At 69.4% G+C, this 15,335-nt stretch carries 13 protein-coding genes and 1 pseudogene; 3 read left to right on the top strand and 11 right to left on the bottom strand.

All coding sequences use genetic code 11. From position 1 onward, the window contains the following. Position 1 precedes the first annotated feature (1 nt). Positions 2-2,461 carry an ABC transporter permease gene (locus tag AB0B82_RS04425; RefSeq protein ID WP_360162387.1) on the top strand — a complete coding sequence of 820 codons (2,460 nt, stop codon included), beginning with the start codon at positions 2-4 and terminating at the stop codon, positions 2,459-2,461. Positions 2,462-2,577: 116 nt separating this feature from the next. On the opposite strand, the gene AB0B82_RS04420 is transcribed toward AB0B82_RS04425, so the two are convergent. Next, positions 2,578-2,925 (bottom strand): VOC family protein, encoded by a 348-nt coding sequence (locus AB0B82_RS04420; protein ID WP_360162385.1) that lies wholly within the window; start codon positions 2,923-2,925, stop codon positions 2,578-2,580. Between the two features lie 2 nt (positions 2,926-2,927). Beyond that, complete coding sequence (locus AB0B82_RS04415) at positions 2,928-3,707, bottom strand: methyltransferase domain-containing protein (protein WP_360162383.1); 780 nt, start codon at positions 3,705-3,707, stop codon at positions 2,928-2,930. Positions 3,708-3,804: 97 nt separating this feature from the next. Between AB0B82_RS04415 and AB0B82_RS04410 the strand changes: the two genes are divergently transcribed. Continuing rightward, a complete protein-coding gene (locus AB0B82_RS04410) occupies positions 3,805-4,302 on the top strand; it encodes a MarR family transcriptional regulator (RefSeq protein WP_360162381.1) in 498 nt (165 codons plus the stop codon). A gap of 434 nt (positions 4,303-4,736) precedes the next feature. Here the strand turns inward: AB0B82_RS04410 and AB0B82_RS04405 are convergent, their stop codons facing one another. The 9 genes from AB0B82_RS04405 to AB0B82_RS04365 form a co-directional block, all read right to left on the bottom strand. After that, positions 4,737-6,554 (bottom strand): ABC-F family ATP-binding cassette domain-containing protein, encoded by a 1,818-nt coding sequence (locus AB0B82_RS04405; protein WP_360162379.1) that lies wholly within the window; start codon positions 6,552-6,554, stop codon positions 4,737-4,739. 62 nt (positions 6,555-6,616) lie between these two features. After that, the gene (locus AB0B82_RS04400; protein ID WP_360162636.1) at positions 6,617-8,488 is read right to left on the bottom strand and encodes a translation factor GTPase family protein; all 1,872 of its coding nucleotides are present in this window, start codon (positions 8,486-8,488) and stop codon (positions 6,617-6,619) included. Positions 8,489-8,671: 183 nt separating this feature from the next. Next, positions 8,672-9,604 (bottom strand): 4-(cytidine 5'-diphospho)-2-C-methyl-D-erythritol kinase, encoded by a 933-nt coding sequence (locus AB0B82_RS04395; protein WP_360162377.1) that lies wholly within the window; start codon positions 9,602-9,604, stop codon positions 8,672-8,674. A 30-nt stretch (positions 9,605-9,634) separates the two neighbouring features. Further along, a complete protein-coding gene (gene rsmA / locus AB0B82_RS04390; protein WP_360162375.1) occupies positions 9,635-10,513 on the bottom strand; it encodes a 16S rRNA (adenine(1518)-N(6)/adenine(1519)-N(6))-dimethyltransferase RsmA in 879 nt (292 codons plus the stop codon). Between the two features lie 48 nt (positions 10,514-10,561). Continuing rightward, the gene (locus tag AB0B82_RS04385; RefSeq protein WP_360162373.1) at positions 10,562-11,695 is read right to left on the bottom strand and encodes a transglycosylase family protein; all 1,134 of its coding nucleotides are present in this window, start codon (positions 11,693-11,695) and stop codon (positions 10,562-10,564) included. Positions 11,696-11,911: 216 nt separating this feature from the next. Continuing rightward, positions 11,912-12,526, bottom strand: a complete 615-nt coding sequence (locus tag AB0B82_RS04380) for a nitroreductase family protein (protein WP_360162371.1) — start codon at positions 12,524-12,526, stop codon at positions 11,912-11,914. 31 nt (positions 12,527-12,557) lie between these two features. Then, positions 12,558-13,574 carry a hypothetical protein gene (locus tag AB0B82_RS04375; protein WP_360162369.1) on the bottom strand — a complete coding sequence of 339 codons (1,017 nt, stop codon included), beginning with the start codon at positions 13,572-13,574 and terminating at the stop codon, positions 12,558-12,560. A 53-nt stretch (positions 13,575-13,627) separates the two neighbouring features. Then, the gene (locus tag AB0B82_RS04370; RefSeq protein ID WP_360162367.1) at positions 13,628-14,053 is read right to left on the bottom strand and encodes a hypothetical protein; all 426 of its coding nucleotides are present in this window, start codon (positions 14,051-14,053) and stop codon (positions 13,628-13,630) included. Then, complete coding sequence (locus AB0B82_RS04365) at positions 14,050-14,964, bottom strand: TatD family hydrolase (RefSeq protein WP_360162365.1); 915 nt, start codon at positions 14,962-14,964, stop codon at positions 14,050-14,052. Before AB0B82_RS04365 ends, AB0B82_RS04370 begins: the two co-directional genes overlap by 4 nt. 137 nt (positions 14,965-15,101) lie before the next feature. Between AB0B82_RS04365 and AB0B82_RS04360 the strand changes: the two are divergent. Continuing rightward, positions 15,102-15,188 (top strand): annotated as a pseudogene (locus tag AB0B82_RS04360) (hypothetical protein); the annotation flags it as partial. Positions 15,189-15,335: the final 147 nt, after the last annotated feature.

The following is a 15,335-nucleotide window of genomic DNA, read 5'->3' as shown; positions in this document are numbered from 1 at the left end:
CGTGCGCCGCTCGCTGCTTTCCTCGCTCCGCGCCCACGTGGGCCGGCTGGTCGCCGCCTGTCTGGCGATCGTTCTCGGGGTCGGATTCGGCTCGCTGGCGATGATCGTGCACGCGTCCGCGTCGCACGGCGTCGACGAGACGATCGGCGCGCAGTACCGGGGCGTCGACGCCGTGGTCACCCCGAACAACGCGACCATCTCCCCCGCCGACATCACGAAGGCCCAGAAGCTTCCCGAGGCCGCGTCGGTCGTCACGCTCACCACGGCGTACCTACGGGCCTCGTTCCCGGACCTGGTCCGGCCGACCACGATCCCGATCGACGCGCGCTACGAGAGCACGGAGATCGCCGGCCCCGGTACCTCGTCCGGCCGGTTGCCGACCGCAACGAACGAGATCGCGCTCCCGGCCCGGATGGCCGCCAAGCACCACGTCGCGATCGGCAACACGCTGCGGATCAGCTCGTACGACGACAAGTCGTGGACGGTCAAGGTGGTCGGCCTGGTCGACGACTCCAAGTACGTCGGGTCCGCGGCGGCGGTCGCCACGCCGGAAGCGGTCCGGATCTTCGAGCCCGAGGCGTTCACCCGGGCGATCGCGCTCGCGGGGAAGCCCGGCGTCAGCCAGCAGCAGCTCGCCGACGCGGCGCAGGCGGTGGTCGCGTCCGGCCTGCAGACCTTCACCGGCGAAGCCTTTATCCAGCACGAGGTCGAGAGCTGGACCAACGGCATCGACGTCCTCGGCGGCGTGTTCGGGATGTTCGCGGTGATCGCGTTGTTCGTCGCCTGTCTGGTGATCGGCAACACGTTCACGATAGTCATCGCCCAGCGCACCCGTGAGATGGCGCTGCTGCGCTGCGTCGGCGCCTCCCGCCGGCAGGTGTTCTCCTCGGTGCTCGCGGAAGCCACCGTGGTGGGCGCGATCGCGTCGGCGATCGGCGTCGTGTTCGGAGTCGCGCTGTCCGCGCTGGGCCTGGCGTTGTCGCGCGAGTTCGACTGGGGTATCCCGCCGCTGCCGCTGCACCTCAGCCCGGTGGCGCTCCTCGCCCCACTGCTCGTGGGCATCGCGGTCACCGTACTGGCGGCCGTCGTACCGGCGCGGCGGGCGACCAAGGTGGCGCCGCTGGCCGCGCTCCGCCCCGAGACCGCTCCGACTGCATCGACGAGGGCCGGCGTACTGCGGTTGATCCTCGGCTTCCTGCTCCTCCTCGGAGGCGGTGGGCTCCTCGCGGGCGGTGCGCTGCTGAACGACGTACTGATCGGTGTCGCGGGCGGTGCGATCTCGTTCCTCGGCGTACTCGCGGTCGGATCGTTGGTGGTGCCGGCACTGATCCGGCTGATCGGCGCACTGCCCGCACGCGGCGGCGTACCGGCCCGGATCGCCGTCGCGAATGCGGTCCGCAACCCACGCCGTACGGCGGCCACCACGTCGGCGCTACTCATCGGCGTCACGCTGATCAGCCTCACCTGCGTCGGGATCGCGTCGGTGCAGAAGACGTTCGACGTGTCGATGGACGGGCAGTACCCGGTCGATCTGATGGTGCAGACCTACCAGGAGAAGATGCCGCCGAGCGCCGAGCAGCAGCTGCGTGACATCAAAGGCATCACCCAGGTCGTCCCGATCAGCAAGGTGCTGGTGAAGTCCGGCGATCAGGAGGTCGAGATCACCGGGATCGACCCGGCCGCGGCCGGTTCGGTGATCCACAACCCGTCGCTGGCCGAGCAGCTCAAGCCGGGCACGGCGCTGCTCGATCCGCCGACGATGCGGATGCTGGAACTCCAGCCGGGGAGCCCGGTGACGATCGTGTCCGGGCGGCACAAGCTGACCCTGACCGCCCAGCGCGGCAACGGCCTCGATCCGGTCACCGTCGCGAAGACCGACCTGGCGAAGCTGGCGCCGAACGCGCCGGTGACCGGGTTCTGGCTGGCGTCCGACCCGGACGCGGACGGCTCGGCGGTGATCGATGCGGTCGAGCAGTCGATCCCGACCGTCAAGGAACTGTCCGTCCAGGGCGGACTGGCGGAGCGGACCAGCTACACGAAGGTCTTCAACGTCCTGCTGATCGTCGCGGTCGGGCTGCTCGGGGTCTCGGTGCTGATCGCGCTGGTCGGCGTCGGCAACACGCTCAGCCTGTCAGTGCTGGAGCGGACCCGGGAGAACGCACTGCTGCGGGCGATGGGCCTGTCCCGCCGCCAGTTGCGCCGGATGCTCGCGGTCGAGTCGCTGCTGATGGCGCTGGTCGCGGCCGGCCTCGGGATCGCGCTCGGCCTGATCTACGGCTGGACCGGGACCAGCGCCCTGATGGGCGGCCAGACGGCCGACGGCGTCGTCGAGTACGCAGTCCCCGGGACGCTACTGATCGTCATCGCCGCCGTCGCCGCGGTGGCCGGGCTGCTCGCCTCGCTGCTGCCCGCCCGCCGCGCGGCCAAGGTCGCACCGGCCGGCGCCCTCGCGACCGAATGAGCCGCTAGGTGTGCCCTTTCGACAGGACGTGTCCGTCAGATCGCCGGGGCGAGGTGCTCGGGTGAGCGTGAGCGCGGTGCTCGGGAAGGGACACGTCCTGTCGAAAGGGCCCGCGGTCAGACGATCTCGACGCGATTCCCGTGGCCGTCGGCGGTGTGGAACCGCCGGCGGCCCGGGATCGTCTCGTTGTCCCAGGTCACCGGGTACCCCAGATCGATCAGCTTGGCGGCCAGCGCGTCCAGGTCGTCGACCGCCAGCGCCGGATGTGCCTTCTTCGCCGGTGTGAACCCCTCCTCCACGCCGACATGGATTTCCGCCGCGCCGGCCCGGAACCAGCACCCGCCGCGCGACTTCAGCAGCTCCGGCTTCGCCACCTCCGTCATCCCGAGCGCGTCCCGGTAGAACGCCCGCGCCACGTCCTCGCCACCGCGCGGACACGACACCTGCACATGGTCGAGTCGCATTCTCATCCCCTCTTCTGAGCAACCGCGAAGATCCGGCGGAACGGCAGCAGCGTCCCGTACTCCTTCTGTGGGTACGCCGCCGCCAGCCGCGCGCCGTACTCCGCCTCGAACCGCACCCGCAGGTCGTCCGGCAGCGACTGCAGAACCGGCCGCGCGCCGGTGCCCTTCACCCATTCGAGGACGGCGTTGTCGCCGGACAGCAGATGGAAGTACGTCGTCTCCCAGGCGTCCACCACGCACCCTTCCGCACTGAGTGCATCGACGTACTCCGCCGGACCCGGTACGTCAGGGCGCAGCGAGGCGTCCTTCGCGTACTCGGCGTACGGCGGGGTGCCCGCGAGCTCGCGGAGGATCGCGTGCGACGGCGCATCGCCGTTGCCGGGAATCTGGATCGCCAGCCACCCGCCGGGGCGCAGCGCCCGGACGAACCCGGGCAGCAGGTCGAGCTGCTCCGGCACCCACTGCAGGGTCGCGTTGGTGACGATCACGTCGGCGTCGGACCCGGTCCACTCGCGGACGTCGCCGAGCTCGAACGTCAGGTGGTCGTCGGCGTACTGCGCGGCGGCCTCGAGCATCTGCGGTGAGCTGTCGATCCCGCGGATCATCGCCTCCGGCCAGACCTCGCGCAGCGTCGCGGTCAAGGCGCCCGGGCCGCACCCGAGGTCGACGACGGACCGTACGTCGGTCGCGTGGACGCGCTCGACCAGATCCCGGAACGGCCGCGCGCGCTCGTCGGCGTACGTGCCGTACTGCTGGGGACTCCACACCGGTGACGTGCGCATCGATCTTCACCTCTCTGAGCAATTTATCTTGATGTCGAGATACTCTAACCACCGGAGTTGTCTTGATGTCAAGAGTCTTGATGAGTACCCTCGAGCCATGGAGGACGAGGTCGATCGGCTGATCGAGGCGTGGCGGCGGGAGCGGCCCGACCTCGACGTGGCGCCGATGGAGGTGCTGTCCCGGGTCAGCCGGCTGGCGCGGCACCTCGACCGCGCACGCAGTCAGGCGTTCGACACCCACGGCCTCGAGTCGTGGGAGTTCGACGTACTGGCCGCGCTCCGGCGGGCGGGCGCGCCGTACCAACTGTCCCCCGGCAAACTGCTCAAGGAAACCCTCGTCACCTCCGGCACCATGACGAATCGGGTCGATCGATTGGCCGCGCGCGGCCTGGTCGAGCGCCTGCCGGACCCGCACGACCGCCGCGGTGTGCTGGTGCAACTGACCCCCGCCGGCCGGGACAAGGTGGACGCCGCGATGGCCGATCTGCTCACCCACGAGCGCACCCTTCTCGGCGGCGTCAGTGAGCGCGACCAACAGAAGATCGCCAAGATCCTGCGCGAACTGGTCCGCCCGTTCGACCTCGAAAAGCACTGACCAAATCCACGGTCGAGCCGCGCGGGAAAGCGCTGCGCCGACCCGGTCAAAGCACCGGCGGAAATGCCGCGGAATTATCCGAAAAGACGACCCGTCACTTCTCCCCCGATCCGATCGTTGCTAGTTGCAACGAGATCGTGAGATTGCTGTAGCGGTCGACTATCGACACCGGATCGGACCACTACTAGGGTCGTCACCGTCGGTGGTTGATCGACTACAAATCGTCAGAGAACGGTGACTTTCGGCGGCAAGAGGTGGTCCGCCGAATGCGGCCGCGCGGTGTCCGGGGCTCGGGGCCCGAACAACGCCGGCCGGCACGGGGCCCGCTCACCCAGGAGCTCGGTGTCCCCTCCGAATCACAGGGGATCGGAGGGGACGCCGAGACTCACCGATCAGGTCACCCCTTCGGCTTGCACGGCTTCAGCCCTTGCCCGTCAGGCTTCCGCGCGCTCGGCCGCTTCGAACCAGGCCATCTCCAGCTCGCCGCGCTCGTCGGCGAGCTTGCGCAATTCGGCGTCGAGCTCGGCGAGCCGCTCGTAGTTGCTCGCGTTCGCGGCCAGCTGATCGTGCAGCTTCGCCTCGGCCTCGGTGAGCTTCGCGAGCTGCCGCTCGATCCGGTTCAGGTCCTTCTTCGCCGCGCGGGCCGCTGCCGCGTCAACGGTCGGACGTTCAACCACTTCGCCATTTCCGGAATCACCGGACACCTCGGCGGTCGTCGGCGGTACGGCGGTATTCGTTGCGCGCCGGGGAATTCCGGTGGCGAGTTCCTCGAGATACTGGTCGACGCCGCGCGGCAGGTGACGCACGTGGGCGTCGCCCATGATCGCGTAAACCATGTCGCTCACGCGCTCCAGGAAGTAGCGGTCGTGGGTGACCGTGACGACCACGCCCGGCCAGCTGTCGAGGAAATCCTCGAGCACGGTCAGCGTCTCGACGTCCAGGTCGTTGGTCGGCTCGTCCAGGATCAGCACATTCGGCTCGTCGAGCAGGATGCGCAGCAGTTGCAGCCGCCGCCGCTCGCCGCCGGACAGGTCCGAGATCCGCGTGGTCAGCTTGTCCCCGGTGAACCCGAACCGCTCGAGCAGCTGCGACGCGGTCAGCTCACCACCCCGGCCGGCGAGCGCCGCCGTACGGCGGATCGCGGTGATGTGGTCGAGCACCGTCACCGTGCCGTCGACCTCGTCGAGGGTCTGCGACAGGTTCGCGATCCGGACCGTCTTGCCCAGCTTGACCCGCCCGCGATCCGGGGCGAGCTGGCCGGTGAGGACCTTGAGGAACGTGGTCTTGCCGGCGCCGTTCGGACCGAGCAGCCCGATCCGGTCGGCCGGGCCGAGCCGGAACGTGACGTGCGACAGCATCGGCCGGTCGCCGAAGCTCAGGCTGACGTCCTCGGCATCGATGACGTCCTTGCCGAGCCGCGCGGTCGCCAGCTGAGACAGCGCGAGCTGGTCACGCGGCGGCGGCTCGTTCGCGATCAGGGCGTTCGCGGCCTCGATCCGGAACTTCGGTTTGCTGGTCCGGGCCGGGGCGCCCCGACGCAGCCAGGCAAGCTCCTTCTGCAGGAGGTTCTGCCGCTTCGTCTCGGTCACCTGGGCGGTCCGGGCGCGTTCGGCCTTGGCCAGGACGTACGCCGCGTAGCCACCGTCGTACGACGTGACGCGCCCGCCCTGCACCTCCCAGGTGTCGGTGCAGACCGCGTCCAGGAACCAGCGGTCGTGGGTCACGACGATCAATGCGCCCGCCCGGTCCACGACGTGCTCGGCGAGCCAGCTGACCGCCTCGATGTCGAGGTGGTTGGTCGGCTCGTCCAGGATCAGCAGGTCGACGTCGGTCAGCAGCAGCCTCGCCAGCGACGCCCGGCGGCGCTCACCACCACTCAGGCTGCTGACCGGCGCATTGTGGTCGACCTCGCCGAGCAGGTGCTCCATCACCGAGCGTGCGCGTGGATCGGCCGCCCAGGTGTAGGTCTCGACGTCGCCGAGCACCGCGTGCAGCACGGTCTGCTCGGGGTCGAGCTCGTCGCTCTGCCCGAGGTAGCCGAGCCGGAGGTCACGGTTGTGGGTGATCCGGCCACTGTCGGGCTCCTCCCGCCGGGCCAGGACCTGCAACAGCGTCGATTTGCCGTCGCCGTTGCGCCCGACCACGCCGATGCGCTCACCACGGCCTACGCCGAGACTGACCGAATCGAGGAGGGTGCGGGTCCCGAAGCCTTTGGAGACAGCTTCCAGATTGACCAAGTTAGATACCGCCATAACGCGCCCCAGGGTATCCGACGCCGGCCCCCGTGCCAGGATCGTCCAGGTGCTGACCTCGCCTACCCCTGCTTCAGGTGGAGGACGTACTGCTTCTCGTTGAGCGGGTTGCCGTCGGTGCGGTGGCGGGCGGGCGTCGGACCGGGGACCTCCGCGTAGGAATGGAAGGTGGTCGCGAGCAGTCCCTCGCCGTGGGTCAGGGTCGGGAGCAGGGACTCGAAGGGGTGCGTGGTCGCCGCGGGGATCGTGCCCTCCAGGTGGGTGTCGGTCGCCTGGGTGACGACGCCGCGGTGTTCGGCGACGTGGGCGAGCACACGAGAGATGCTGTCCGGCGGAAGGTCGAGCTCGAAGTGGTTCACCGGCTCGAGCACCGTCGTACCGGCCTCGGCGATCGCCTGCATCAGCACGAGCGGCACCAACCGACGGAAGTCACCCGCGACCGTGCCGGCGCTGTCGTACCACGTATGCGTGACCTCGACCCGTAGGTCGGGAATCTCCCATCCGTACAGCCCCTGCCGCAGCGCCTGCCGGACCGTCTCCTCGATCGCGGTGTGGAACGCGCGCGGCAGCCCACCGAGCTCCACCTGCAGCTCGTACGACAGACCCTCTGCGGCCGGCGAGACGCGAAACCCGACTCCGGCCAGCCACGGACTCTCCCCCTGGTCGCGCATCGCCGAGCCGACGCCGTTCAACCGCTCGACGTGGATCGGCGTGGTCTCGCTGAAGGTGACCTCGACGCCGTACTCCGATTCGAGCAGCGACGCGATCACCTCCTTCTGCACCTCGCCGTACAGGCTCACCGTGATCTCATCGGCCTTCTGGACCCGGATCAGCGGATCCTGTTCGGCGAGCTGCGTCAGCGCCTGGTACAGCTTCATCCGGTCCCGCGCACTCACCACCGTCTCCAGCGTCGGCGGCGCGAACAGCCGACCCACCTGCGCCGTCCGGACGCCGAGTTGATCGCCGATGCGGATGCTCTTCAGCCCGCGCAGCGCGATGATCTGCCCGGCCTCGACGCGCTCGGCGCGCACCCGAGCTCCGTCCGCGAACACCTCCAAACCACTCGGGCGCACCTGGTACTCGGCGCCGTCCACCGGATGCACCGTCACCGGAGTACGCGCGGTCAACGCGCCGCCGACCACCCGCGCGGACGCGATCTTCTGCCCGGCCGCGCCGCGCTCGACTTTGAAAACCCTTGCCTGCAGGGGATCCTCCGATGATCCGGTTGCGCGTGGCAACCACAGGCGGATCGCGTCGATCAGCTCCGGTACGCCGGTACCGGTCATCGCCGACCCGAAGTACACCGGATGGACCTGCGCGGCGGCGACCTGGCGACGCAGCTCAGACGCCTGGTCGACGTCCGGGTCGTCCAGGTACCGCTCGAGGAAGTCGTCGTTGTGCTCGGCAAGCACCTCGGCCAGGTCCTGGGTCGCCGGCGCGGAAACGTAGCGGGCCGCCCGGGTTCCGAGACCCGTCACCGTTCCCATCGGTACGGCGGCGGGCGTGAGCAGGCGGCGGATGTCGGCGAGCAGGTCGGCGTACCGCGCGCCGACCCGGTCGATCTTGTTCACGAACAACAGCGTCGGGATCTGCAGCTGGGTCAGCGTGCGCATCAGCAGGCGTGTCTGCGGTTGCACACCCTCGACCGCGGACAGCACCAGCACGGCGCCGTCGAGGACGGAAAGAGCACGCTCGACCTCGGCGATGAAGTCGGAGTGCCCGGGAGTGTCGATCAGGTTGACCGGCAGGTCGCCGAGCCGGAACGCCACGACCGCCGAACGGATCGTGATGCCCCGTTTCCGCTCGAGGTCCATCGAGTCGGTCTGCGTGTTCCCGTCGTCGACCCGGCCGACCCGGTCGATCACACCGGCGGCGTACAGCAGCCGCTCGGTCAGGCTGGTCTTACCGGCGTCGACATGCGCCACAATGCCCATCGTCAGGGAGTTCAAGAGTCCTCGCGAATGCGTCGAAGCGATCAGTACCCATGGGGTGGATCGATCCGCGGCGCATCCCGGTCTCCTGTCTGCTCACTGATCTCTGGTCATCGGACGGACTACAAGCGCGAAGTTGGCACCGCCCGCCACCGATGGCGAACGGTTTTCCGGCAGCCGGGCGAGCTACCGGCTGATGATGGCCGGCAGGATCCGGGCTCCGGGGACGGGGCCTTCGGCCTGGCGAACCATGCGGCAACGGCCGGATTCGGCCAGTTCGACGGCCAGGTCGACGGCACTGCGGCTGTCGGCAGCGAGAAACACGCAGGTCGGGCCCGACCCGGAGATCTGCGCGGCCAGTGCGCCCTGGTCGAGGCCGAACTGGAGCGTCTCGGCGAGCTCCGGCCGCAGCGACAGCGCGGCCTGCTGCAGGTCGTTGCTGAGCGCAACTGCCAGCGCACCGGGCTGCCCGGTCAGCAGGGCCGACAGCAGCTCCGGACGGACCTCCGGCGGCTCGACGCGCCGCAGCGGGCGCAGCCGGTCCAGCTCGGCGTAGACCTCGGGGGTCGACAACCCGCCGTCGGCGATCGCGAACACCCAGTGGAACGTCCCGCGGGACATGACCTCGGTGACCTGTTCGCCGCGCCCCTGTCCGAGCGCCGTGTGCCCGACCAGGCAGAACGGTACGTCGCTGCCGAGCTCCGCCGCGTGATGCTGCAGCTCGGTCTGGGTCAGCTGCAGCCCCCAGAGCCGGTTGCACGCCACCAGCGTCGCCGCCGCGTCGGTCGACCCGCCGGCCAGCCCGCCGGCCACCGGGATCGTCTTGCGGATGGTCAGGTCGACGCCCTCGTCGACGTCGTACTCGGCCTGCAGCAGCTGTGCCGCCCGCACCGCGAGGTTCGTCTCGTCGGTCGGAACGTCGTCTGCGAAGTCACCGACGACCTCCACCGACACGTCGCCGTCGTCGCTGCGCAGTACGGCGGTGACGTCGTCGTACAGGGCAACGGCCTGGTACACCGTGGCGAGCGGGTGGAACCCGTCGGGGCGCGGCGGACCGACGGACAGACCCAGGTTGATCTTGGCCGGTGCCCGCACCGTGACCTCAGCAGAAGGTGGCACGTCGGACAGGCTATGGCATGCCGAGGTGCCTCACGCAGTGCGCGCGGCTCCCGCAAGCGCGGCGAACTCGGTGATCCCGAGCACCTCGCCGCGCACCCGCGGGTCGATCCCCGCCGCCTCGAGCACCGCGTCGAGGCGGGCACGGTCCGGGATCCAGCGCGCCAGCGCCGACCGGATCGTCTTGCGGCGCTGCGAGAACGCCGCCTCGATCACCGCGAACACCTCTTCCCGGTTGGCCGCCGTCTCCGGCGGGTCCCGGCGCTCGAACGCCACCAGCCCGGAGTCCACGTTCGGTGCCGGCCAGAAGACGTTCCGTCCGATCGGCCCGGCGCGACGCACCTCGGCGTACCACGCGGCCTTCGCCGACGGTACGCCGTACGTCCGCGACCCCGGCCCGGCGGCCAGCCGATCCGCGACCTCGGACTGCACCATCACCAGCCCGTGCCGCAGTGAGTCCGAGACCTCGAGCAGGTGCAGCAGCACGGGTACGGCGACGTTGTACGGCAGATTGGCCACGCACGCGGTCGGCGTACCGATCTCGGCCGGGCCCACGTCCATCGCGTCGGCCTCGACGACGGTCAGACTGCCCGCCTGCTCCGGGGCGTACGACGCGATTGTGGACGGCAGCGCCTGCGCGAGCAGCGGGTCGATCTCGACCGCAGTGACCTGGTGCCCGTCCGCGAGCAGCGCCAGCGTCAGCGAACCCAGCCCGGGACCGATCTCCAGCACGGTCTCGCCGGGCGCCAGGTCGGCGGCCCGCACGATCCGGCGGACGGTGTTCGGGTCGATGACGAAGTTCTGCCCGCGCTGCTTGGTCGGGCGCACCCCGAGCGATGCGGCCAGTGAACGCACATCAGCCGGACCGAGAAGTCTCGGTCCGGCTGCTGTGGGTGAATCGGACGAGGTCACCTCGTCAGTCTCGCAGGCGAGCGACGGGTTCCGCCGCACCGCCCCGGATCAGGCGCGCTTGCCGCAGACCGGCCACGCGCCGTAGCCGCCGCGATCGGCCCGAACCTTTTCGGCGATCGCGATCTGCTGGGCCTTGCTCGCCTGGTGGGCGTTGTACGCATACGCCGTACCGCCGTAGGCGGCCCAGGTGCCGTGGTCGAACTGCAGACCGCCGTAGTACCCGTTGCCGGTGTTGATCGACCAGTTGCCGCCCGACTCGCACTCGGCGATCCGGTCCCAGGCGCTGGTGTCGCCGACCTTCGGGTCCGGGGTGTCGGTGGTGGTCGTCGTGGTGGTCGTTTCCTTCGGCTTCGGCTTGGTGCCGATCACGACCTGCTCGTCGACCGCCTTGCTCACGACCTTCGCCGACACCACCTTGGTGGTCGTCAGCTTGCCGTCGAGGTAGGTGTACAGGTACGTGACGGCCTTCGTGCCGTCGGTGCCCTTCACCGTGGTTTTCTCGGTGCCCTCGAGCAGCGTCGCCGACTTCGTCTCGGCGGTGCCGTGCGGGACGGCCACGGTCTTGGTGACCGACTTGGTCTCGACCTGCACGAAGCCGATCTTGTTGACGCCGACCTTCAGCGGGGTCGCGGCGGCCGGGGTGATCCGGTCGTCCTTGTCCCATCGCAGCTTGGCCTCGGTCAGCGCCTGACCGACGGTCGGCGCGAGCGACTGGATCGTCACGGTCTTACCGCGGTGCACGATCTGCACGGTCTTCGGCGTGGTGACGGTCAGCTCCAGGCCCTGACGGCCCAGCGGCGCGCTCCGGCTGGTGGACAGCTTGGCGCCGTCGTACCGCAGCCCCAGGTCGGCCAGCGCCTCGTGCACGCTGTCGGCCGTGGTCCAGTAGGACTTCTTGGTGCCGTCGGCGTTCACGGTCAGCTGGCGGCCGAACTGGACGGCGATCTCCTGGCCGTCCTTCAGCTTCGCGTCGGCGCTCGGCGCGACGACGTCGTGCTCACCGACCTGAACTTTCTCAGCCTTCAGGGCGTCTGCCACGGTGGAGCCGAAGGTGTGTACCTTCCGCACCTCGCCGTCGACGGAAAGGCTGACTGTCTTGCTCTTCGCGGCATAGGCCACGGAGCCGCCCACGACGGCGAACGCAGCCGTCGCACCGACGGCCGCGATGATGGACTTACGCACTAACGCTCCCAGGTAGAGCTACCCGGGCACGGGGTGGGACAGCACAGGCACCGGCCGGCGGCCCCGTGCTGGCGGCACGGAGGCACTGGTCAACGCCGAGGGGCGTGCTGTCCGGAATCTTCCCCGATCCCGGCCAACATCACGGGACCATAACGAACATGATGCGGAAGCGCCAATCCTCTGGTCGGCGAGTCGCAAAATGGTGTAGTGAACCGCTTACTCGGTGTGATGGCCCCACTGGCCCCGATGGACCACTTCGGCGGTCGTCCGGCGACCCCTTTTCAGCGACGGCGAAGGCTTGTCCGCGGCCCGGTACCCGACCGACAGCACCCCCACCAGATCGAACCCCTCAGGGACCCCGAACTCCTTGAGCACTCGGCCCACCTTGTCCGCAGGAGCCCCGAAAAAGCAGGCGCCCAGGCCCTCGTCGACCACGGTCTGCAGCATCAGCAGGACGGCCATTCCGGTGTCGACGTACCAGTACGGCGCGGTCCAGCGCGCCTCGTCGCGATCGGTCCAGCCCTTGTCCGGTTCGGAGTACCGATCGAGGTACGCGTTCTTGTGCGCGAAGGCCAGAATCAGCAGCGGCGCGCGGCGCAGGCCTGTGATCCATTCAACATACTTCTCGTCCGGGTTCTCGGCCGCGATCCGCCAGTACCGCTCGCGATCGTCGCCCTCCAGCGTCAGGAACGCCCACCCCTGGCTGAACCCGCCCGACGGCGCCCGCAGACCGTTGCCGAGGATCCGCTCCCGGACGTCCGGCGGCACCTCCCGCCCCGCCTCGAAGTTCCGCACCATCCGCCGCCGCCGCACAACCTCCTGGAACTCCATACCGCCTGTCTACCAGGTGCCTCCCGGCGCTCTACGGCCCGGACAACCCGCGATCACCCTGCCGGTGCCGGGGTCCTTTGGTACGCGGCCCCCTCGCTGCCGGATCCGTCTGCCCCTTGACCGCCTCGCCCGCCGGTGCCGACCCGCCTGTGACGGCCCGCAATTGCTGCAACTCCGGCGACAGCTGCGCCCCTTGATTCTCGGCGTCCAGGGCGTGCTGCCGGGATCGCTGGGCCAAGCCGGTGCGGTACCGGCGCTCGACCCGGTCGAGCGCGGCATCGAGGCCCGCGATCGCGTGCTGAGCGGCCTCCGACGATGCCAGAGACTTCTCGTCGTCCTCGAGCAGGTCGCTCGACTCGACCGCCTCCAACCCGCTCATTGCCTGACGCAACGGTGCGACAAGTTCCCGCCGCACGTCGTCGCGATCTCTCTCGGGCATCAGCCCCGGCTTCACGAGCCGAGCATCGATGACCAGATCCACCGCCACGTTCCACCGCTGGGCGTCGTCCGCCAGCAAGAGCTTCTGCGTGACCTGCTCGCTGGTCAGTCCACTCCGCTCTGCCAACGCCTGGTCGATGGCGCGAACAGCGGGGGTGTAGGCGGGGTAGGCATCGATGGTGGTCTGTGACTGCACAGCGTCGACGACATGGTCCAGTCCGGCGTCCGGGAAGACATCGAGGATCACGTCGTCCAGGTTGAGGTGGGTCCAGTACTCCGTACGCCCCTCGTTATCGGCTTCCGCGGCCGAGTCGTACGGATAGGCGTCCGGTGCTGTCGCATCGCCGAACTCGGTCATCAAGTGCACCGCTTCGTGCGTCAACGTGCCGATTGCATCGCGAAGTTCGATCGCCTCGCCCACGGTCAGCGGTCGGTCGAGATCCCTGGCTCTGCGCAATGGCTCGAGGACGTTGACCACCGACACAGAGATGCTGCCGTCGTCGCCCGCCGTCCCGAGGAAGCCCGGGTCGGGCTCCTCGAGCAATATGCCGGTCCAGCGGGTGATGGGTTTGGCCGCGGTACCACCGAACCGTTGGTCGACGGCGATCACGACCGCGGCGACCAGCCGGTACTCCCAGGAATCCGGCGAGATCTCGACGTCGGTCACGCCTCGCGGTCCGCACTTTCACGCCGACGGCGCTCGATCAGGCGCTTCAGCGTCGAGTTCATCCGCAGGATCGTGCCCCGCTCCCGCTGCGGTGCCTGGCGAGCGAGCTCGCCGATCTCGGTGATCGCGCGCTCCGCATGCTCGACCTGTTCTGCCGGTGTGCCCTGGTCGTTGACGACCTGCGTCACGAGGTTCGCAGCCCGCCGGTACTGCGGGCTGTTGCCCGGCTGAGGGCCACGGACCAGGTCGGGGAGCTTCCGCACCCTGATCAGCGCCAGCGCGCGTGATCGCTCGTCCGGGATTTGCTCGGCCAACCCCTCCAACCGCTCGACCTCCGCGGTGATCGTGGCTTCGTCGGCACCTTGCAGCGATTCGGCGAGCCTACGAACCTGCTCTTTCACCTCGTCGTACCCGACGGTCACCAGGGGCCTCCGAAGGCTTCGTTGGCGTTGGTGTTGAGGGCTTCGCAGAGCTCGGCGACGGAGATGTTCAGGACGTCGGCCATTTTGCGGACGGTGTGCGGGATCAGGTACGACGCGTTCGGCTTGCCGCGGTACGGCGACGGCGTCAGGTACGGCGCGTCGGTCTCGACGAGGATGCGGTCGAGGGGCGTGACGGCGAGGGCGTCGCGCAACGATTGGGCGTTCTTGAACGTGACCACGCCCGCGAAGCTCAGGTACGCGCCGCGGTTCACGCATTCGCGCGCGAACTCGGTGTCGCCGGAGAAGCAGTGCATCACCAGCCGGTCCGGTACACCCTCGCGGTCCAGGGTGCGCAGGATGTCGTCGTGCGCGACGCGGTCGTGGATCATCAGCGTCTTGCCGAGCCGCTTCGCCAGCTCGATGTGCGCCGCGAACGACTCGTGCTGCGCGGCGCGCCCGTCCTCGCCGGTCCGGAAGTAGTCGAGCCCGGTCTCCCCCACGACCCGTACCTTCTCCGAGCTGTTCGCGAGCCGCTCGATCTCGGCCAGTGCGCTGTCCAGTTCGCCGGCGGCCTTCAGTTTCGGCGCCTCGTTCGGATGCAGGGCGACGCCGGCGATCACGTTCGGGTACTGCGCGGCTGCCGCGACGGCCCACTCCGCGCCAGGCAGATCGCAACCGACCTGGACGATCCGCGTCACGCCCACCGACGAGGCGAGCCGAATCGCCTCCGCCGGGTCGAGCCACGCCCCGTCCTCGCCGTCGGCGATGTCGAGATGGCAGTGCGCGTCGACCACGCTCATCGGCAACGGATCCGGTACCGCCGGCCTGCTCCGATCCCGCGACCGTCCGTCTTCCGACACCGCAGCCCGCTCCCGAGTCGGCCGCTGTACCTCCACGCCATCACCAGCCATGTGCCCAGCCTACTAACGGCTACTTTCACCCCTGGCGGGTTGTACGACGGCATCGGCGACACAACCCGCCAGCGCGCCTTTCCACAGGCTGGATTTGGCTGCCGCGGCGGGCTTCGGTTCGCGGCATCTTCTTGGGCATGAACAGGAAATTGGAAATGACGGCAGCGCGACGGGGCGGGTGGTTCGCGCGGGGAGACGCGCTCGGCGCGGGGTACTGCGACGCCGATCTCCGGCGGCACGTGGCGTCCGGGCAGTGGGTGCGCCTCACCCGTGGTGCGTACGCCGCCCGCGGCCCGGACGTGGCTGCGCTGCCTCCATGGGACCGGGCCATCTGGCTGCACACCCGCACAGCGCGAGCGGTCTACCACCGG

The organism is Kribbella sp. NPDC048915 (assembly GCF_040649595.1).
Classification (GTDB): domain Bacteria; phylum Actinomycetota; class Actinomycetes; order Propionibacteriales; family Kribbellaceae; genus Kribbella.
This window is presented reverse-complemented; position numbering and strand designations above follow the sequence as displayed.